The sequence below is a fragment of the Micromonospora yangpuensis genome (assembly GCF_900091615.1).
In the GTDB taxonomy this organism is placed as follows: domain Bacteria; phylum Actinomycetota; class Actinomycetes; order Mycobacteriales; family Micromonosporaceae; genus Micromonospora; species Micromonospora yangpuensis.
Genome location: NZ_FMIA01000002.1, coordinates 4287273 through 4306349 on the forward strand (window position 1 = coordinate 4287273; position 19077 = coordinate 4306349).

At 70.5% G+C, this 19077-nt stretch carries 16 protein-coding genes; 5 read left to right on the forward strand and 11 right to left on the reverse strand.

All coding sequences use genetic code 11. The annotated features are described in order from the left end of the window. Positions 1-83: 83 nt before the first annotated feature. The 4 genes from GA0070617_RS19345 to GA0070617_RS19360 are packed head-to-tail and all read right to left on the reverse strand — an operon-like array spanning position 84 to position 4432. The gene (locus tag GA0070617_RS19345) at positions 84-1034 is read right to left on the reverse strand and encodes a carbohydrate ABC transporter permease (RefSeq protein ID WP_091440308.1); all 951 of its coding nucleotides are present in this window, start codon (positions 1032-1034) and stop codon (positions 84-86) included. 15 nt (positions 1035-1049) lie between these two features. Further along, positions 1050-1991, reverse strand: coding sequence for a carbohydrate ABC transporter permease (locus GA0070617_RS19350; RefSeq protein ID WP_091440313.1), 942 nt, complete (start codon positions 1989-1991; stop codon positions 1050-1052). Positions 1992-2031: 40 nt separating this feature from the next. Beyond that, positions 2032-3444 carry an N-acetylglucosamine/diacetylchitobiose ABC transporter substrate-binding protein gene (gene ngcE, locus GA0070617_RS19355; protein ID WP_091440317.1) on the reverse strand — a complete coding sequence of 471 codons (1413 nt, stop codon included), beginning with the start codon at positions 3442-3444 and terminating at the stop codon, positions 2032-2034. A 25-nt stretch (positions 3445-3469) separates the two neighbouring features. Next, on the reverse strand, positions 3470-4432 hold the full coding sequence (locus GA0070617_RS19360; protein WP_091440319.1) for a MurR/RpiR family transcriptional regulator: 963 nt from the start codon (positions 4430-4432) through the stop codon (positions 3470-3472). Positions 4433-4661: 229 nt separating this feature from the next. Between GA0070617_RS19360 and GA0070617_RS19365 the strand changes: the two genes are divergently transcribed. Further along, the gene (locus tag GA0070617_RS19365) at positions 4662-6053 is read left to right on the forward strand and encodes an acyltransferase family protein (protein ID WP_091440322.1); all 1392 of its coding nucleotides are present in this window, start codon (positions 4662-4664) and stop codon (positions 6051-6053) included. A gap of 1377 nt (positions 6054-7430) precedes the next feature. Next, positions 7431-7691: a hypothetical protein gene (locus GA0070617_RS29995; RefSeq protein WP_139135719.1), complete on the forward strand. Its 261-nt coding sequence runs from the start codon at positions 7431-7433 to the stop codon at positions 7689-7691. Between the two features lie 368 nt (positions 7692-8059). On the opposite strand, the gene murD is transcribed toward GA0070617_RS29995, so the two are convergent. Continuing rightward, on the reverse strand, positions 8060-9409 hold the full coding sequence (gene murD, locus GA0070617_RS19370) for a UDP-N-acetylmuramoyl-L-alanine--D-glutamate ligase (protein ID WP_091440326.1): 1350 nt from the start codon (positions 9407-9409) through the stop codon (positions 8060-8062). A 77-nt stretch (positions 9410-9486) separates the two neighbouring features. Here murD and GA0070617_RS19375 point away from each other — a divergent pair, with 77 nt between their 5' ends. The 3 genes from GA0070617_RS19375 (at position 9487) to GA0070617_RS19385 (ending at position 12943) form a co-directional block, all read left to right on the forward strand. Beyond that, positions 9487-10830: a MurL-like N-terminal domain-containing gene (locus GA0070617_RS19375; RefSeq protein WP_091440329.1), complete on the forward strand. Its 1344-nt coding sequence runs from the start codon at positions 9487-9489 to the stop codon at positions 10828-10830. Between the two features lie 186 nt (positions 10831-11016). Then, positions 11017-12510 (forward strand): SulP family inorganic anion transporter, encoded by a 1494-nt coding sequence (locus GA0070617_RS19380; protein ID WP_091440333.1) that lies wholly within the window; start codon positions 11017-11019, stop codon positions 12508-12510. Between the two features lie 34 nt (positions 12511-12544). Then, entirely contained in the window at positions 12545-12943 is a 399-nt protein-coding gene (locus tag GA0070617_RS19385) for a MerR family transcriptional regulator (RefSeq protein ID WP_229688193.1), read from the forward strand. Positions 12944-13058: 115 nt separating this feature from the next. Here GA0070617_RS19385 and GA0070617_RS19390 read toward each other — a convergent pair whose 3' ends face one another. The 6 genes from GA0070617_RS19390 to GA0070617_RS19415 all read right to left on the reverse strand — a co-directional run bounded on the left by GA0070617_RS19390 (position 13059) and on the right by GA0070617_RS19415 (position 19075). Further along, positions 13059-13787, reverse strand: coding sequence for a GntR family transcriptional regulator (locus tag GA0070617_RS19390; protein WP_091440335.1), 729 nt, complete (start codon positions 13785-13787; stop codon positions 13059-13061). 87 nt (positions 13788-13874) lie between these two features. Next, positions 13875-15077: a dipeptidase gene (locus GA0070617_RS19395; protein ID WP_217628850.1), complete on the reverse strand. Its 1203-nt coding sequence runs from the start codon at positions 15075-15077 to the stop codon at positions 13875-13877. A gap of 33 nt (positions 15078-15110) precedes the next feature. Next, entirely contained in the window at positions 15111-16100 is a 990-nt protein-coding gene (locus GA0070617_RS19400; RefSeq protein ID WP_091440338.1) for an ABC transporter ATP-binding protein, read from the reverse strand. Further along, a complete protein-coding gene (locus tag GA0070617_RS19405) occupies positions 16084-17070 on the reverse strand; it encodes an ABC transporter ATP-binding protein (RefSeq protein ID WP_091440340.1) in 987 nt (328 codons plus the stop codon). The genes GA0070617_RS19400 and GA0070617_RS19405 overlap by 17 nt, the downstream gene beginning before the upstream one ends. Then, positions 17070-17903, reverse strand: coding sequence for an alpha/beta fold hydrolase (locus GA0070617_RS19410; protein ID WP_091440343.1), 834 nt, complete (start codon positions 17901-17903; stop codon positions 17070-17072). The genes GA0070617_RS19405 and GA0070617_RS19410 overlap by 1 nt, the downstream gene beginning before the upstream one ends. Beyond that, a complete protein-coding gene (locus tag GA0070617_RS19415) occupies positions 17900-19075 on the reverse strand; it encodes a M24 family metallopeptidase (RefSeq protein ID WP_091440346.1) in 1176 nt (391 codons plus the stop codon). The genes GA0070617_RS19410 and GA0070617_RS19415 overlap by 4 nt, the downstream gene beginning before the upstream one ends. Positions 19076-19077: the final 2 nt, after the last annotated feature.

Sequence of the window (19077 nt, forward strand, 5' to 3'; positions counted from 1 at the left end):
CGGCGGCGCACCACCGCCGGCCGAGCCGGTGAGAGGGGAACCCCGCTATACCGCATGCGTTTGGAGGGGGCCCTTCCTTACCGCTACTTGCCGACGCCGGCGGTGAGGCCGGACTGGACCTGGCGCTGGAAGACCAGGTAGACCACGAGCACCGGGAGCATCGCCATGGTCACCCCGGCGAAGAGCCCGCTCCAGTCCGACCGGTAGCCCTGGTTGACCGAGAGTTCGATCAGCCCCTGGGCGATCACCTGGTTCTTCGGCTCCCCGGCGACCGACTGCATCAGCAGGGTCGGCAGGTACCACTGGTTCCACTGGCCGAGCACGTTGAAGATGCCGATGCTGATCAGGCCGGGTCGGGCCATCGGGAGCATCACGCTGAAGAAGAGCCGGCTGTGCGAGGCCCCGTCCACCAGTGCCGCCTCGGCGACCGCGGTCGGCAGGGTCCGGAAGAACGAGTGCATGAAGAAGACGGTGAACGACAGCGACCAGGCGACGTAGACCAGGATCAGCATCAGGTGGCTGTTCGGGCCGAGCAGCGGGAAGACGATCCCCATGTTGTAGACGCCCTTGAACAGCGGCACCGCCGCCAGGTAGATCGGCAGGGTCAGCCCGGACAGGAACAGGTAGTAGATCGCCCGGTTGCCGGGGAACTCGTAGCGGGCCAGCACGTAGGCGGCCATCGAGCCGAGCAGCATGGTCAGTCCGACGCTGCCGACCAGCACCAGCAGGGTGTTACCGAAGAACGAGCCGAGGTGTCCGTCGAACCAGGCCCGGGAGAAGTTGTCCCAGTTGAGCTTCTCCGGGATCAGCGACAGCGGCTTGCGGATCACCTCGGCGTCGGACTTGAACGCCGACATCACCACCCACAGCAGTGGGTAGATCACCATCACCGCCCAGACCACCAGGAAGACGTGCGAGAAGCCGTTGAAGACCCGCCCGCCGAGGGTGTCGCCGGTCGGTTTCCCCGCCGCCGGGCGCGCCGGGGAACCCCCGTCGGGGTGGGCCGGCTCGGCCGCCCGGGTGATCGTGCTCATCAGACCGTTCTCCTTCTAGTACTCGATCCGCTCACGGCGGGTGATCCGGAGCTGGAGCGCGGCCAGCAGGATGGTGAACAGCGCCAGCGCCACACCCATCGCGCAGGCGTAGCCGAACTGGCCCTTCTGGAACGCGGTGAAGTTGAGCACCGAGGCGAAGATCTCGCTGGCGTGGTCCGGCCCGCCCTGGCTGGGTGTCATCACGAAGACCAGGGCGTACATGTCCAACGCGATGAAACCCAGGTACACCCAGGCGACCGAGACGGTGTCGCGCAGCAGGGGCAGGGTGATCCGGAAGAAGGTGTGCAGCCGGCCGGCGCCGTCGAGCAGGGCCGCCTCGTAGATGTCCTTCGGGATCGACTGCATCGCCGCCGAGAAGAGCACCATGTAGAACCCGGCCCCGCTCCAGACCGCGATCAGCAGCAACCACCAGAGCACCGCCGGTACGCCGAGGAAGGGCACCGGGTCGGCGGTGAAGGCGATCGGGTCGGCCTCGTCGACCAGCCCGATCTTCATCAGCAGGCCGTTGATCAGGCCCTGCCCGTCGCCCCGGTAGATCTGCTGCCACATCACCGCGATCACCACGAGCGACAGCACCTGCGGAAAGAAGAACACCACCCGGTAGAAACCGGAGCCGAACACCCCCCGTACGCCGGCCCTGTCCTCCCGCCCGCCCACGTTGAGCAGGAAGGCGAGGAACAGGGCCAGCGCGATGGTGAACAGCGGCACGGTGACCAGGAAGAAGACGTTGTGCCAGAACGCCTTGCGGATCAGCTCGTCGGAGAACAGCCGGACGTAGTTGTCCAGCCCGACGAAGTCCTGCCGGTCGGAGTACCCGCCCCAGTTGGTGAGCGAGTAGCCGGCCGCCTGCGCGAACGGCCACACCACGTACAGCAGGTAGAGCGCGACGGGCAGGAAGAGAAAGCCCGTCACGAACCGCCCGACACCGTGCCGCATGGAACCTACTCTCTCGAACTGTTCGCCGGGTACGCCGTGCTCAGGACCGGGTCTGCTTGGTGATCGACGCGTCCTTGGCGACCTTGTCGGCCGCCTTCTGCATCCGGTCGACGAACCCGGCGGCGGTGAGCCGCCCGGCCATCAGCTCGGCGGAGAGGTTCTGGCTCTCCTTGTCCAGGTCGGCGTAGAAGTCCCAGAACTTGGTCTTGATCAGGTCGGCCGGGGCCTTGCTCATCAGCTCGTTGGCGCTGGCCAGCGCGGTGTCCTGGACCGCGTCACCGGAGCCCTTGGTGGAGGCCAGCGACTTGGTCAGCTCGGCGAACTTCGCCGAACCGGACTTGGACAGAACCGCCCGCAGGAACTCCTTGGCCGCCGCCTTGTTCGGGGCCTTGCTCGGCACCACCAGGCCCTCGCCGGCACCGGCGAAGACGTCCTTCGGGGCCTTGTCGGAGGCACCCAGTCCCCAGTAGTCCGACAGCTTCATCTCGAAGCCCGGCGGGATGGTGGCGGCCATCTCGTTCTTCAGCCAGGTGCCTACCTGGATGAAGGCGGCCTTGCCGTCCAGCCAGGCCTGCTGGGACTGGGTGTGGTTGAGGTTGCCCGGCAGCAGCAACTTGTCCTTGACCAGCTTCTCCCAGGCCTCAAGGGCGGGCAGGATCCCCTCGGCCCGCCAGGCGTTCTCCTTCAGGTTGTCGATGTCGTACACGGCCTGCTTGCCGGCGGACTTCCAGATGGTGGCCATCAGCGCCCAGCGCGGGTAGTAGCCGTGCACCGCGTCGTGGACGTACGGGGCGATGCCCTTGGCCTTGATCTTCGGGGCGAGGGTGAAGAACTCGTCGAAGGTGGTCGGCGGGGTCCAGCCCTCCCGCTCGAACAGGGCGCTGTTGTACCAGTTTCCCCAGACCGTGAAGGCCACGTTGACCACGTAGAACTTGCCCTGGAAGGTGCCGTCCTCGCGGGTGCCCGGCAGCAGCGAGTCGCCGACGGTGCCCTCGCCGTCCCAGGCCGGGGCGTCGAGCAGGTCGTCGAGCGGCTCGATGGCGCCCTCGTTGACCAGGGTGCTGACGTCCATGATGTCGGCACCCGAGTTCATCACCAGGTCACTGGGCTGGGTGGCCATCTTCGGCTGCTCTTCGGTCTTGATCTTCTGGGTGGAGCTGAGGTTGACCGTCACGCCGGCGTGCTTGGCGGCGAAGATCGCCTGGTCCTCCTTGGCCCACTGGTCACCGAGGCCACCGTTGAAGATGACCACCTTGACCGCGCTGCCGTCGGCGACCCCGAACGGGTTGTCCTTGTTCTTCGCGCCCTCGTTCTCGGCGGGGCGGTCGGGCTCGCTGCCCGCGCAGGCGCTGAGCAACCCGGCCGCCGGGGTCACCAGCAGGCCCACGGCGGCGGCCCGGCGCAGCAGCGTACGACGGTTGAGGTCGGCCACGTTCTCGGGGAATTCCGGCATCGTCTTCTCTCCTTGTGTGGTGGGATCAGGCGCTGGTTGCGGTGGTGGCCTTGTGTCCGCCGACGGCCTGGGCGGTCCGCCGGAAGGCCGCGTGGGCCCGGTCGTGGGTGCGCTGGGCCACGGCGATGTAGAGCAGGTCCAGGACGACCAGTTGGGGATGCCGGGCCGACAACGCGTCGGGGCGGAAGCTGGTGGACTGGCTGGCGGTGAGCAGCACCACGTCGGCCAGCTCAGCCAGGGCGGAGCGGGGAAACCCGGTGAGCGCCACGGTGGTGGCGCCCCGGCTGCCCGCCTCGGCGAGCATCTCGACGGTCTCCCGGGTCTGCCCGGTGTAGGAGATGCCGAGCGCCACGTCGCCCTCACCGAGCAGGGCCGCGCTGGCCAGCCCGTCGTGCACGTCGTTCCACGCCCACGCGGCCACCCCGATGCGGTGCAGGCTGAGCTGCATCTCCTGGCCGACCAGGGCGCTGCCGCCGGCCCCGACGATGGTGACCCGGCCCGCGCCGGCCAGCGCCACCGCCGCGCGCTCCACCTCGGCCAGGTCGAGCAGGGCGGCGGTGTCGTGCATGGCCCGGGTGTCGGCGGCCATCAGCTGACCGAGCACCCGGTCCAGCGGATCGCCGGGCAGGATCTCCCGGCCGATGTCGACGGTCCAGCCCGCCGACCGGGCCCGGCCGGTCTCGGCGGCGATGCCCAACCGCAGGTCGGCGTAGCCGTCGAAGCCCATCGCCCGGCAGAACCGGGTGATGGTGGCCGGGGAGGTGCCGCTGCGCTCGGCCAGCTCCACGATCGTCGACCGGGCGGCGGCCTCGGGATCGCTGAGCACGTGGTCGGCGACCCGCCGCAGCGCCCCGGTCAGTTCGTCCACTCCGGAGCGGACCCGGGCCAGCACGCTGTCGTTAATGATGGCGGGGGCGAGTCGTCGGTCGGTCGACGCGGCCTCGACCACCGCGGTCGCCGCGGGGGTGTCCACCTCGGGGTCGGCCATCGATCGCCCTTCTTCGGGAAAGAGTGTTAACTGTTAGTGGTAAAAGTTCTTACTAACCGACCCTTCCTGTCAAGACCATGGATGAAGTTTTCAAACTGTTACCTGGACGGCCCTCCGGCCGCTGACCCGGGAAACACCCTCCTACCTGCACGGACCCCGGTCGAGCAGCCGCCCCGCCGATCCGCCGCGTCCGGCCCCGACCCGGCCCCGCTGGCCTAGCCTGAGGGGCATGGGTCGCCTGCGACAGCTCGCCGACCGTACGCCGCCGGAGCGCGAGCGCTACCTGGACCTGCTGCGGGCGCTGGCCATCGTCATGGTGGTCCTGGGCCACTGGACGGTCACCGTCATCGGCTACGACGCCACCGGCGCACCGGACGGGCACTCCGCGCTGGCCGAGCTGCCCTGGGCGTACCCGCTCACCTGGCTGGCCCAGGTCATGCCGGTCTTCTTCCTGGTCGGCGGGTACGCCAACGCCGCCAGCCTGCACTCGTTCCGGGCGCGGGGCGGCGACGGGGCCGGCTGGCTGCTGGACCGCAGCGTCCGGCTGGTCCGCCCGACCACCGTGCTGCTGGTGGTGCTGGCCGTCGGCGCGGCCGGATCGGCGCTGGTCGGCGCGGAGGCGACCCGGGTCCGGACGGTGGTCTGGTTCGCCACCATTCCGCTGTGGTTCCTCGCCGCCTACCTGGCCGTCGTCCCGCTCACCCCACCGATGTACGCGCTGCACCGCCGCCTCGGGCTCGCCGTTCCCCTGCTCCTGGTGCTGCTGGTCGCCGCCGGTGACCTGGCCCGGCTCGCCGGGCACGAACGGCTCGGCCTCGGCGGCTACGCGTTCGGCTGGCTGGCCGTACACCAGCTCGGTTTCGCCTGGTACGACGCCCGCCAACGGGCCGACGCCGCCCGCCGACCGGGCGAGGACCGCGCCGGCGACGCCGGCGCCCGATGCCGACGGCTGCCCACCGGCCGCCCGGCCGCCCTGGGACTGCTCGTCGGTGGGCTGGCCGCGACGGTCCTGCTCACCGGCCCCGGGCCGTACCCGGTGAGCATGCTCAACGTGCCCGGTCAACGGCTGGACAACGCCTCCCCGCCCAGCCTGGCCCTGCTCACCCTCTTCGCCGCCCAACTCGGCCTGATCCTGCTGCTGCGGGACCCGGTGGAACGGTGGTTGCACCGGCGTCGCCCCTGGCAGGCGGTGATCGCGGTGAACTCGGTGGTGCTGACGGTATTCCTCTGGCACCTGACCGCCGTACTCCTGCTGGTCGGCGCGCTGGACGCGGTGGGCCTGTTGCCCACCCCGCAGGCCGGGTCGGCGGCCTGGTACGCCTGGCGGGTGCCGTGGCTGCTGATGCTCGCCGCCGTGCTGGCCGTCCTGGTGGCGGCCTTCGGCCGGGTCGAGGCCCGCACCGTACGCCGGGACCGCACCACCGCCGAGCCCACCTCCCCGGTACGCGGCGTGCTGATCGTCGCCGGCTACGCCGCTGTCGTGGCCGCCCTGGTGGTCAACAGCCAGACCCCGAAGGCCGCCCCCGAGCCGCTGGGGCTGCCCGTCGCCGCCCTGGTGACGTACCTGGCCGGGGCCGGCCTGCTCCGCCTCCTCACCTGGATTCGTCCGTCACCGAGGTGAACCGGACGCCCTCGGCGAACGCGTACCAGTGAAACCCGAACTGGGATTCGACTCCACCCGACGCCGCGGTCCGTGATCAGGGCCCGGGTCGGGGCGACGGTGCGGGCTGCCGCTGCCCCAGGTGGGGTGCCGAATAAGTCAGCGACGAGTGCGCCGAAGAACCAGACGACACATGCTGACCTCCCGGTGACGACAGCGAGGCCAAGAAAGCAACGGCAGGAGAAGCAACAGAGGAACCACCGACACGACCCCCCAGACCCTCGTCGAAAATCGCCCGGTTCATCCCGCCCGGCGGAAGGAACCGCTCCAACCAGGCACCACGGGACCTGAAGAACACCACCTCCTCGGGCGTCACCCGAACCCCACCCGCCCAGAGGTTCCGGAGACGATGGTCGCTAGCGAGGTCATCGGCGCTCTGCTGCGGCCGGACTGATGGCACCTCGCCCGCACACCGCCGGAAGTACGCCTCGTGCAACACCACCCACTCGGCCCCCGAACGCAGCATTCTGCGGCTGGTGACTCCCTCGAAACCCTTGTCGAAAATCGCCCGGTTCACCCCACCCGGCGGAAGGAACCGCTCCAACCAGGCACCACGGGACCTGAAGAACACCACCTCCTCGGGCGTCACCCGAGCCACGGCCGCCCGGAGGTTCCGGAGACGACGGTCACTAGCGAGGTCATCGGCGCTCTGCTGCGGCCGGACTGATGGCACCTCGCCCCCACACCGTCGGAAGTACGCCTCGTGCAACACGGCCCAATCGGCACCGGAACGCCGGGTCCTCTTTCGTGGTTTATCGACTGCCGGAGCGTGGCTGGCGGATCCCTGCTCCTGGGTCAGCACCATCACATCAGCATCGGCTGACTGCGACGACCCGGGCACGACCACACCGTCAGGCCCATCAAAAAGGTCAGCATCGGCACTCCCGTCGAACTCGGCCAACGGCCCAAACATCGCCTCCCAGTAGGAATTTTCGTCGCCACCGAAAGACGATCCACCGACACCAGCAGCATGATCCCAACCACCAGCCCCGTCGCCGTACTCCTGAAGAGCAGAGCCCCCCAAACCATCGGTCAAGCTGCAATCAATCTCGTCACACACGATCCCCGATCGCCCGGCGGGATCCTTGGACGGGTCCGTCACGGCTCCTCCTTCACGTCGACCTCCCCACCATGACGACCACGAACCACCCACGGTTCACCCGCAGGGCTTCGGCGAGGTGCCTCGGACGACGAGGACGGCCTGGCGAACTCCCGTCAACCAACGCACCCTGGCCGGGGCCGGACTGCTCCGGCTCCTCACCTTGCGTCGTCCGTCACTCAGGTGAACCGGACGCCCTCGGCGCCCGTGGGGACGACGACGTCCACCGTGGAGGCAAGATGACGAACCCGTGGGAATTCACCCCCGAACAAGTTGACGACATCAACTCAAGTTATGTGGAGGTGATGGGGAATCCGACGCTGAACGCCCGGCCGGCCACGCCGGAACGCGAACTCAACCCACGGCAGCAGCCGGCGTCGACAAAGCCCGAACGGGGCGACAACTCGCAGTGGGTGCCCGAATACCACCGACTCCGAGCAAACGGAGAGATCGACAACAACGGAAAATCCCATCTCTACCAAGACCATTATGTCAAATAAGACGTTTACAGATGACTTCGGAAGGGAATCCCGATGCGAGTTCAGAACGACGACAAAGAGATCGTCGAGGCCCTACTCGCCGACCGTCACCTAGGACGCCTGTTCCCGGTCAACGAAAGGTCCCGGAACACCCGGACTGGAGAGGAGCACTTCCTGCCCCCGGGATGTGAAAACCGCAGGTTCTACGACCAGGTACTGGTGCCCCGACGGGGCGGGGAACTGCCGGCGCCCGGTCCTGCCACGGCGACAGCGGGGCAACCCGCCCCGTCTCCGATGCCTGCCGGACAGGCATCCTGGGACCCCACCCGGTCCGTCGCCGGCGCTGCCGCAAGACCGCTGCCAGGCACTACCCAACCTGCGGCGTCAGCTCAGCCCCGGGTGTCGGCGACCGCCTGGGCGAACACCTCGGAGCGGTGCTCGAAGTTGCGGAACCGGCCGTAGCTGGGCGCGGCCGGCGACAACAGCACCACCCCGCCGGTCGGGGTCACCTCCCGGGCCAGCCGGACCGCATCCACCAGGTCCTCGACCACCTCGGTACGCACCTTCGGCAACCCGGCCAGCGCCTCGACGATCCGCCGACCGCTGTCCGGCACCCCGATCACGGTGATCTCCCGCTCGGCCAGGTGGTCCCGGAACACGGTGTAGTCCAGCCCCCGGTCGGTGCCGCCGACGATCACCGTCAACGGCCGCCCGTCGTACGCGTCGATGGCGTGCATGGCCGCGTACGGGCTGGTGGCGAGGGTGTCGTCGACAAAGGTCAGCCCGGCCTCGGCGTCGACGATCTCGGTGAGCCGGTGGGCCAGCCCCTGGAACTCCGCGACCGCCACGGCCAGGGTGTCCCGGGCGGCGACGACGTCCACGCCGAGCGCGTCGAGCACGGCCAGTGCGACGCAGAGGTTGCCCTCGTTGTGCCGGCCGACCAGCGGCAGCACCGCCCGGGGAAAGAGCGGCCGGTCGCCGAGGTGGAACCAGGGCGTCCCGTCGGCACCGCCGGCCACGTTGGTGCTGCCCGGGGTGCCGGCCCGGATCGCCGCCCGGTCCCCCAACTCCACGGCGAGCCGGGGGTCGTTGCCGTTGACCACGACCGTGCGGGGGCCGTGCGCGATCAGGTTCAGCTTGTCCCGGTAGTACTCCCGCTCCCCGCCGTGCGCGTCGAGGTGCTCGGGGAAGAGCGAGGTGACCACCGCGACCCGGGGCGAGTCGGTCAGGTCGCTGCACTGGTAGCTGGAGAGTTCCAGCACGTACCGCTCGGCCTCGGGCAGGTCCAGTAGCGGCACCCCGATGTTGCCACCGAAGGCGTTCGGCCGGTCCACCGCGGTGAGCAGGTGGCTGATCAGGCTGGCGGTGGTGCTCTTGCCCTTGCTGCCGGTGACCCCGATGGTCCGGTCGGCGTGCTCGGCCATCCAGAGCGCGGTGCCGCTGGTCACGGTGGCACCCTCCTGGCGCAGCCGGAGCAGCCACGGGTGGGTCTGCGGCACCCCCGGGGAGCGGACCACCACGTCGGCGGCGGCCAGCCGGGCGTACCCCTGCTCGCCGGTGACCACCGGCGCGGCCTCGGCCAGCTCGCCCTCCCAGGGCAGCGCGAGGAAGTTGGCGCTGTCGTCGACGGCGACCAGGTCGGCCGGGGCGTGGGCGGCGACCGCGGTCACCGCGGCCCGGCCCTCCCGGCCGGTCCCCCAGACGGCGACGGTACGTCCGCGCAGGTCAGACAGGCGCACAGGTGATCTCCTCCACGGTGGGCGGCGGTTGGCCCGCACCCGGCACGGTGGGCCGGACCAGGGGCCTAGTATGGCGTGTGCCCAACGATCAGCTCCGGCGGATGGACGCCTTCACCTTCCCGTCCTACTCGATCGATCTCGCCACCGGTGAGGCGTTGTTCGACTACGCTCTGACCGGCCCGGCGGGCGAGCAGCGGTTCACCGAGGTGATCACGCTCCCGCTGCCGGACGCGCCGCCGTCGGACGCCACGGTCGCCACCCTGGACCGGGTGCTGGCCCTGCTGCACCTGGTCGCCGGGGTGAGCTACTACAAGACCGCCGCGCCGGCCCGGCTGGTGCTGCCGGCGCCGCTGGGGTCCGACGCGGTGGCGCTGGTCACCGCCGTCTACACCAAGGGCCTGGCCGAGTACGCCTACCGCAACCAACTGCCGCACGTGCTGGAGCTGACCCCCGAGGTACCCCCGGGTGAGGTGCCGGCGGCCCGGGTCTACGACAACTCCGAGCTGCGGCCACTGAGTGCGGTCGGCGGCGGCAAGGACTCCATCGTCAGCCTGGAGGCGCTGCGCCGGGCCGGCTTCGACCCGGTGCCCTTCTCGGTCAACCCGAACCACGTGATCGTGGCGGTCAACGAGGCCTCCGGGCTCACCCCGCTGGCCGCCCGGCGGCGGATCGACCCGGTGCTGTTCGAGCTGAACGCGGCCGGGGCCCGCAACGGCCACATCCCGGTCACCGCGATCAACTCGCTGATCGCGGTGGCCACCGCCGTGCTGCACGGGCTCGGCCCGGTGGTGATGTCCAACGAGCGCTCCGCGTCGGACCCGAACCTGGTCTGGAACGGCCACGAGATCAACCACCAGTGGTCCAAGGGTGTCGAGGCCGAGGGGCTGCTGCGGGCGGCGCTGGCCGGGCACGCCGGGCTGACCGAGCCGTACTTCTCGCTGCTGCGCTCGCTGTCGGAGCTGCACATCGCCCGGCTCTTCGCCGCCATCGACCGGTACGACGCGGTGGTGACCAGCTGCAACGCCGCGTTCAAGCTGCGCGACGCCAGCGAACGCTGGTGCCGGAACTGCCCGAAGTGCCGGTTCGTCTTCCTGGCCATGGCACCGTTCATGCCCCGCGAGCGGGTGGTCGGCATCTTCGGCGGTGACCTGCTGGCCGACGAGAGCCAACTGCCCGGCTACCGGGAGCTGCTCGGCGTGGACGGCCACAAGCCGTTCGAGTGTGTGGGCGAGGTGGAGGAGTCGGTGGTGGCCCTGGGGCTGCTCGCCGAGCAGGACCAGTGGCGCGACGCCCCGGTCGTCCAGGCGCTGGTCGCCGCGGTCCCGGAGACCGCCTGGGCCACCGCCGCCCGCTCCGACGTCTTCACCCCCGGCGGCCCCAACTTCGTCCCCGCCCCCTACGCCAAAACCCTCCAGGCGTAAGGAAGGGCCCCTTCTTAACGCTTTCGGTAGAGCGGGGTACCCCTTCCACATCGCCGGTGATGCATCCCACGCCGACGGGGAAGAACTCTACTCTCACGAAAGGGTAGGTTCAGGATGCTCCAAGCCGTGGGGCCACCCCAGCGCGTACGCCCGTGACGGTGTCCGCCTCGAACGGAAATGAGCTGCATGTCCGCGCTGCTGTCGGCCGCCCGCCGCCCCTCCCGCCCGTCCTGGCTGTCACCACGGGTGCTGCGTGTCGAGGTGCTCGCCGGCCTCGTCGTGGCACTGGCGTTGATCCCGGAGGCGATCTCGTTCTCGATCCTGGCGGGGGTCGACCCGCGGGTGGGGCTGTTCGCGTCGTTCACCATGGCGGTCACGATCGCCTTCTGCGGCGGTCGGCCCGCGATGATCAGTGCGGCCACCGGAGCGATCGCGCTGGTCGTCGCGCCGCTGGCCAAGGAGCACGGCCTGGGCTACCTGGTCGCCGCGGTCATTCTCGGCGGGCTGATCCAGGTGCTGCTCGCCGTCCTGGGGGTCGCCAGGCTGATGCGGTTCATCCCGCGCAGCGTGATGGTCGGTTTCGTCAACGCCCTGGCCATCCTGATCTTCACCGCGCAGGTACCGCATCTGGTCGGGGTGCCGTGGTTGGTCTACCCGATGGTCGCCGTCGCGGTGGCCATCATGGTGTTCCTGCCGAGGGTCACCACCGCCGTCCCGGCACCGCTGGTGGCGATCGTCGCGCTCACGGTGTTCACGGTCGTCGCGCACCTCGCCGTGCCGAACGTCGGTGACGAGGGAACCCTGCCGGACAGCCTTCCGGTGTTCGGGCTGCCCGACGTGCCGTTCACCCTGGCCACCCTCCAGCTGGTCGCCCCGTACGCGCTGGGTATCGCCCTGGTGGGGCTGCTTGAGTCGCTGATGACCGCCAAGCTCGTCGACGACATCACCGACACCCACTCCAACAAGACCCGCGAGTCCTGGGGCCAGGGTGTCGCGAACATCGTGACCGGCTTCTTCGGTGGCATGGGCGGCTGCGCGATGATCGGCCAGACGATGATCAACGTGAAGGCGTCAGGTGCCCGGACCCGCCTGTCGACGTTCCTCGCTGGCGTGTTCCTGCTCGTCCTCGTCGTGGCGCTGGGCGACGTGGTGGCGCTGATCCCGATGGCCGCCCTGGTCGCCGTGATGATCATCGTATCGGTGGCGACGTTCGACTGGCACAGCGTCGCGCCGGCCACGCTGAAGCGGATGCCGTGGGGCGAGACCATCGTCATGGTGACCACCGTCGCGGGGACCCTGGCCAGCCACAACCTCGCCATCGGCGTCGTGCTCGGGGTGCTGGTCGCGATGGTCGTATTCGCCCGTCGGGTCGCGCACCTGGCCGAGGTCACCAGCGTGCTGGACCCCGACGGCGCCACCCGCGTCTACTCGGTGCACGGCGAGTTGTTCTTCGCCTCCAGCAACGACCTCGTCTACCAGTTCGACTACGCGAACGACCCCGACGACGTCGTCATCGACCTGTCGCGGGCGCACATCTGGGACGCGTCCTCCGTCGCGGCCCTGGACGCCATCACCACCAAGTACGCCGCCAAGGGCAAGGCCGTCACCATCGTCGGTCTCAACGAGCCCAGCGCCGCCATGCACGGCACCCTCGCCGGCACCCTGAGGGTCGGGCACTGATGGTCGCGGCATCCCGGTCGGGCAGACTGGTCGAATGACCGGACGGCACATGCAGATCGGCGAGGTCGCCGAACGCGTCGGGTTGAGCATCCGCACCATCCGGCACTACGAGGAGGTCGGCCTCGTCCCGCCCTCGTCCCGCAGCGACGGCGGGTTCCGCCTCTACACCGAACCCGATCTCGCCCGCCTCGCCGTCGTCAAACGCATGAAGCCGCTCGGGTTCACCCTCGACGAGATGCGTGACCTGCTCACCGTCCTCGACGGCCTCGCCGACGGCAGGACGCCGGACACCGAGCGGGCCGCGCTGCGCGAGCGGCTCGCGACGTTCCAGACCGCCGCCCAGACCAGGGTGCGCGCGCTACGCGAACAACTGGCCACCGCCGAGGGCTTCGCCCGGCAGATGCAGGACCAGATCGACAGGCACAGCACCTGACCCCCGCCGTCGCGCGGCCACGGGTCACGCCCGGCACCGCTCGCACAGCCGCGCCGCACCGGGCCGGACCCGCGACCGGTCGCCCCGGCCCAAGGGCGTCACCCGGGTACGCCGGTCAGCCGCCCCGACTGATTCGCAGGGTCAGGATGTCGGTGCGTACCGTGATGTGACCGTGGAACAGGGCCAGGTCGCCGCTGCCGTACCCGATCTGGGTGGCGTTTATCAGCGGGTGACCGGCGGGGACGCCGAGCCGGGCGACCAGCTCGTCGTCGGCGAGCACCGCGGCGAACTCGATCTCGGCGCGGCGCACCGGCATCCCGGTCGCGCCGGCCAGGAACTCGAACATGTCCAGGTCGATGCTGACCAGCCCGGACGGGTCGAGTTCCCGGTCGGCGACGCGCAACGGCAGGTGGTCGCGGATCCACACCGCCGGGACCTCGTCGACGGCGAAGAGCCGGTCGACCCGCCAGCACGGGTCGCCGGGGGCCAACCCGAGCACCTCCGCGCAGTCCCCCGGGCAGCTCACCCGGCTCACCGCGGCGTCCTGCAGGGCGGGGCGGTGGCCGGAGGCGGTGATCCGGTCCCGCAGGGCGGTGACGTCGCCGATCGCCACCGGTACCCGGCCGGTCGGCTCGTGGACGAAGGTGCCGATGCCCCAGGTGCGTTTGACCACGCCCTCGGCGGCGAGCTGCCCGAGAACCTCGCGCACGGTGGCCCGGCTGACCTCCAGCAGGTCGGCCAGCTCACGCTCGTTGGGCAGCTTGTCGCCGGCCTGGAACTCGCTGCCGATGAGTTCCATCAACCGACCCTGTGCCGCCTGGAGCGCGGTCTCCCGCCGAGCCATCGACCCTCACCTCTCGCTCCCCGCCGCCGGTTCGGCGTACGGAGTGTAGTAGTTACCGGCGGCCGGCCGGCATGCTCGGTCGGGTGCTCACCACACCTGCTCCAGTACCCGGACCGTGTTGCCGCCGATCACCTTGGCGATCTCGTCGTCGGAGTAGTCGTGTGCGACCAGCCAGCCGACGATGCTGTTGAACGCCTCGGCGGGGTTCTCCACTCCGGACACGTACTCCACCCGGGGGTGCTCCGGCCGGTTGCCGGCGTCGTGGGCGTAGTTCGCGGCGTACGTGTCGTGCACCCCGACGTGGTCGCCGAACATGGTGTCCGGGCCGAAGGTGACGTGGTCGATGCCGACCAGGTCGACGCAGTACGTGAAGTGGTCCATCACCGACTCGATCGAGTGGTGCGGGTGCTTCTCCGACAGCGTGGTGTGCGGTGCGGCCTCGATGCCGATCACCCCACCCCGCTCGGCACAGGCCCGGATCACCTCGTCCGGCTTCATCCGGGCGGTGTCCCAGACCGAGCGGGCTCCGGCGTGGGTGATGAAGACCGGCACCCGGGACGCCTCGATGGTGTCCAGGCAGGTGCGGTCGCCGGAGTGGGAGATGTCGATGGCGATGCCGAGCTTGTTCATCCGGTCCACCGCGCGGCGACCGAAGTGGGTCAGCCCACCGTCGTTGCGCTCGGACAGGCCGCCGCCGAGCATGTTGGCCTGGCTGTAGGCGATGCCGAGCTGCCGGATGCCGAAGCCGTAGAGGATGTCGATGCGGTCCAGTTCGTTCTCGATCGGGCTGCTGCACTCCAGGCCGGCGACCAGGGCCAGCCGGCCGTCCCGCTTGGCGGCGTGGATGTCGGCCAGACTGGTGGCCAGGGTGACGTAGTCCTGCTGGTAGACGTCGGAGAGCCGCATCCCGACGGCGTAGACCAGGTCGTTCCACTTCCAGCCGTTCTCGCTGGTGACGCAGGACGCCCCGGCCATGAAGTTGTCGAACACGGCGGTCAGCCCGGAGCGGGACAACCCCTCGTACCCGGTGCGCTGGCGGGCGGTGCGGTTGTACGCCCGCAGCTCCCGGACGTCCTCCGGCAGGATCACCGGATGCTCGTGCAGTGAGATCGCGACGTGCTCGGTGAGCAGCCGGGTCACCCGCTGCCGTTGGGCGTCGGTCAGGCCGAGGTCGTGTTCGGGCACCCGACCGAGCTCCGGCGCCAGGGCGAACACCCGGTAGTCCGAGTGCGGCTCCAGGTACTCGTAGGACTTGTGGCCCTGGTACCGCGGCGCGGGTTCTTGCAGCACGATGGTCTCTCCTTCGTCGACGGTGCCGGCGCGTCAGGCGGCCAGCGGGTAGTGGCAGGCGACCGGATGGTCCGGCCCCGCCAGGGGTGGCTCCTCGGTGGCGCAGGTGTCGGTGGCCTGCCAGCAGCGGGTGCGGAACCGGCAGCCCGAGGGCGGGTCGACCGGGCTGGGCGGGTCACCGGCGAGCAGGATCCGCTGCCGCTGGGCCCGCCGGCCCGGCTCGGGCACCGGCACCGCCGACAGCAGCGCCTTGGTGTACGGGTGCCGGGGCGTGTCGTACAGCCCGGCCCCGGGACCGCTCTCGACCAGCTTGCCCAGGTACATCACGGCGACCCGGTCGGAGATGTGCCGGATCACCGACAGGTCGTGGGCGATGAAGACGTACGCCACGCCCAGTTCCTTCTGCAGCCGCTCCAGCAGGTTGACCACCTGGGCCTGGACCGAGACGTCCAGCGCGGAGACCGGCTCGTCGCAGACCACCACGTCGGGTTGCAGGGCCAGTGCGCGGGCGATGCCGATGCGCTGGCGCTGGCCGCCGGAGAACTGGTGCGGGTAGCGGTCCAGGTGCAGGCTGGCGTCCAGGCCGACCAGGTCGAGCAGCTCCCTGATCCGGTCCAGCCGGCGGGCCTTGGGCAGCACGTCCGGGTGGATCTCGAAGGGCTGGAGCAGGATCTCCCGGACCGAGCGGCGCGGGTTGAGCGAGGTGTACGGGTCCTGCAGCACGATCTGGATCCGGCGGCGCAGCTCCCGCAGCTCCCGGCCCCGGGCGGTGTGCACCGTCGAGTCGCCGAAGCGCACCGCGCCGGAGGTCGGCTTCTCCAGCCCGACCAGGGTCCGGGCCAGGGTGCTCTTGCCGCAGCCGGACTCGCCGACCACTCCGAGGGTCTCGCCGCGGCGCAGCGTGAAGCTGACCCCGTCGACGGCCTTGACCACCCCGCCGGCGCGCAGCGAGCCGCGTCGCTTCAACGGGAAGTGCTTGACCAGGTCCTCGACCCGCAGCACGACGTCATCGCTGGGTGGCATGCAGCACCTCCGTGCGGTGGTGGCAGGCGCTGGCCCGGCCGGCGGGCAGCGCCTCCAGGGCGGGCAGCGTCGTCCGGCACTCGTCGGTGACCCGGTGACAGCGCAGGTGGAACGGGCAGCCGGACGGCAGCCGGGCCGGGTTCGGCGGTGCGCCCGGGATGGCGTACAACTGCTCGTCGGTGCGGTCCACCCGGGGCATCGAGGCGAGCAGCCCCTCGGTGTACGGGTGCGCCGGCCCGTCGAAGATCTGCTCGACGGTGCCCCGTTCGACGATCCGGCCGGCGTACATCACCGCCACGTCGTCGGCGACCTCGGCGACCACCCCGAGGTCGTGGGTGATCAGCAGCAGGGCCATCCCGCTGTCCCGCTGGATCTCCGCGATCAGCTCCATCACCTGCGCCTGCACGGTGACGTCCAGCGCGGTGGTGGGCTCGTCGGCGATCAGCACCGCCGGTTCCAGGGCGATGGCCAGGGCGATCATCACCCGCTGGCGCATCCCGCCGGAGAACTGGTGCGGGTAGTCCTTGACCCGGTCGGTGGCGGCCGGGATGCGTACCCGGTCGAGCAGTTCCACCGCGCGGCGGCGGGCGTCGGCGCGGGACAGCCCACGGCGGACCCGCAGCAGCTCGGTGAGCTGGTCACCGACGGTGAAGACCGGGTTGAGCGCGGCCATCGCGTCCTGGAAGACCATCCCGATCTCCTCGCCGCTCACCCGGTCCCGGTCCCGTGGGGACAGGGTGAGCAGCTCCCGTCCGCGCAGGGTGACCGAGCCGGCCACCCTGGCCGGCGGTACGTCGAGGATGCCCATCACCGCCTGGGCGGTGACGCTCTTGCCGGAGCCGGACTCGCCGAGCACGGCCAGGGTCCGGCCGGCGGTCAGGGTCAGCGACACCCCGTTGACCGCGTGCACCGGCCCGCTCCCGCCGGGGAAGGACACCCGCAGGTCGGTGACCTGAAGCAGCGGGTCCATCAGCGGATCCCGGCCTCGTCGAGGAAGTCCCGCACCACCTGCTGGAACCGCTCGGGCTCCTCCAGCTGCGGGCTGTGCCCGGAGTGCTCGAAGACCACCAGCCGGGCGTCCGGCACCAGGTCGGCGATGACCTGGGAGGCCTCCACCGGGGTACGCCAGTCGTGGCGGCCCACGGTGACCAGGGTCGGGCAGGCGATGCCGGGCAGCTTCGGCTTCAGGTCATAGCCCGGCATGTTCTGCCCGAAGGCCGCGTTGTGGGTCCGGTAGTGGAACCGGGTGGCGGCCAGCCGGGCGGCGTCCTTGGCCGGGTCGTGGTGGTGGTCGTAGAGCGGCAGGATCGCCTGCCAGTAGTCGCGCAGCTGGTCGTTGCTCTCGAACCGGCCGGTGCCGATCCGGTCGACGGCCCACTGCGGGATCACCGTCCGGTCGGTGCTGCGGGCCCGTTCCACGGCGAGGTGGTCGTGGGCGGTGTCGGCGGCGGTGTCCCGCAGGATCAGCGCGCAGACCCGGTCGGGGTGGGCGATCGCGTACTCCAGGGCGATGAACCCGCCGTACGAGCCGCCGGCCATGACGATCTTCTCGTAGCCGAAGTGCTCCCGGATGGCGTCGACGTCGGCGACCCACTGCTCGTGGGTGAAGGGCTCGTCGTCGCTGGACTCCCCGGAGCCCCGGGCGTCGAAGACGATGACCCGCATCCGGTCGGCGAACGGCCCGAAGGAGCGCTTCGGCTCGCTGCGGGAGCCGAGGCCGGGCGCGCCGTGGTGGACGATCATGGCCGGGGCGTCCTCGGGGCCGAACGCCTCGACCACCAGCTCGGCACCGTTGATCTTCATCGGACTCCCTCGATGATGTTGGCTTCCAGGTCGCGGGGGTAGCTGGTCAGCCGGCGCGGGCCGGCGTCGGTGACCAGGACGGTGTCGGAGATCCGGTAGCCGGCGTGGCCGGGCACGTAGACGCCGGGCTCGCTGGAGAGCAGCATCCCGTCGGCCAGCACCGTGTCGTCGCCGTCGGACACCCAGGGCGGCTCGTGGTTCTGCAACCCGATGCCGTGGCCCTGCCGGTGCCGGATGTACTCACCCAGGCCGTGCCCGCGCAGCACGTCCAGGCAGGTCCGGTTCACCTCGGCGCAGGTCCGGCCGACCAGCATCGCCTCGGTGCCTACCTGCTGGGCCTCCCGGTCGGCCTCGTAGTAGCGGCGCTGCTCGGCGGTGGGCTCACCGATGACGAAGGTCCGCTCGCTCTCCACGAACCGGCTGGCCACCGCCGCGCCGAGGGAGAGAATCAGGGTGTCGCCGGGCTGGACCCGACGCCGGGTGGGCAGCCCGTGCGGCAGCGCCGAGTTGGGACCGGCGTAGACCAGGCCACCGGCCAGCTTGGTGGTGTAGACGACCAGGTCGTAGTCGGCGTACATCCGGTCGGTGCCGTACCCGATGACGTGCCGGGCGATCTCGTCCTCGCGCGGCAGCTCCCGGCCGGCGCGCAGCGCCTCGGTGATCAGCTCCCGGCCGGCGGCGAGCATCTCGTCGCAGATCCGGGCCGCCGCCTCGTGCAGCGGGATCTCCTCGGGAAACTTGCGCAGCCGCAGCTGGGCCACCGCGTCGGTGACCACCAGCTCGGTGTTGGGCAGGGCGGCGTCGAGCTTGGCCAGGGTGCCGACGGTGAGCCCGGCACCGAACCCGACCCGCCGGGTACGGCGACCGGAGAGCGCAGCGGCCAGGGTCTGCTCGGCGGTGACCACCCCGGGGAACTCGGGATAGCTGACCGTGTCGATCGTGACGCCCTGCTGGGCGGCGTACTCGACGTCCAGGTGCGGCAGGACCAACAGCGGGTCGCCCTCGGCCGGCATCCAGAGGTAGACCGGCCGTTCGGTGGCGATGTAGAAGAACCCGCTGAGGAAGGCGACGTCCGCCGGGGAGCTGGCCAGGAAACCGTCCAGCTCACGGTGGTGCAGCGCCTCGGTCAGCCGGGCACGCACGGTCGAGTAGAAACTGTCGGGCAGCCGCACGG

What these genes read in the sequence shown, in the direction of transcription:
- GA0070617_RS19345 (WP_091440308.1), bottom strand. Translation starts at nt 1,034, where the DNA reads ATGAGCACGATCACCCGGGCGGCCGAGCCGGCCCACCCCGACGGGGGT.
- GA0070617_RS19350 (WP_091440313.1), bottom strand. Translation starts at nt 1,991, where the DNA reads ATGCGGCACGGTGTCGGGCGGTTCGTGACGGGCTTTCTCTTCCTGCCC.
- ngcE (WP_091440317.1), bottom strand. Translation starts at nt 3,444, where the DNA reads ATGCCGGAATTCCCCGAGAACGTGGCCGACCTCAACCGTCGTACGCTG.
- GA0070617_RS19360 (WP_091440319.1), bottom strand. Translation starts at nt 4,432, where the DNA reads ATGGCCGACCCCGAGGTGGACACCCCCGCGGCGACCGCGGTGGTCGAG.
- GA0070617_RS19365 (WP_091440322.1), top strand. Translation starts at nt 4,662, where the DNA reads ATGGGTCGCCTGCGACAGCTCGCCGACCGTACGCCGCCGGAGCGCGAG.
- GA0070617_RS29995 (WP_139135719.1), top strand. Translation starts at nt 7,431, where the DNA reads ATGACGAACCCGTGGGAATTCACCCCCGAACAAGTTGACGACATCAAC.
- GA0070617_RS19380 (WP_091440333.1), top strand. Translation starts at nt 11,017, where the DNA reads ATGTCCGCGCTGCTGTCGGCCGCCCGCCGCCCCTCCCGCCCGTCCTGG.
- GA0070617_RS19385 (WP_229688193.1), top strand. Translation starts at nt 12,545, where the DNA reads ATGACCGGACGGCACATGCAGATCGGCGAGGTCGCCGAACGCGTCGGG.
- GA0070617_RS19390 (WP_091440335.1), bottom strand. Translation starts at nt 13,787, where the DNA reads ATGGCTCGGCGGGAGACCGCGCTCCAGGCGGCACAGGGTCGGTTGATG.
- GA0070617_RS19400 (WP_091440338.1), bottom strand. Translation starts at nt 16,100, where the DNA reads ATGCCACCCAGCGATGACGTCGTGCTGCGGGTCGAGGACCTGGTCAAG.
- GA0070617_RS19405 (WP_091440340.1), bottom strand. Translation starts at nt 17,070, where the DNA reads ATGGACCCGCTGCTTCAGGTCACCGACCTGCGGGTGTCCTTCCCCGGC.
- GA0070617_RS19410 (WP_091440343.1), bottom strand. Translation starts at nt 17,903, where the DNA reads ATGAAGATCAACGGTGCCGAGCTGGTGGTCGAGGCGTTCGGCCCCGAG.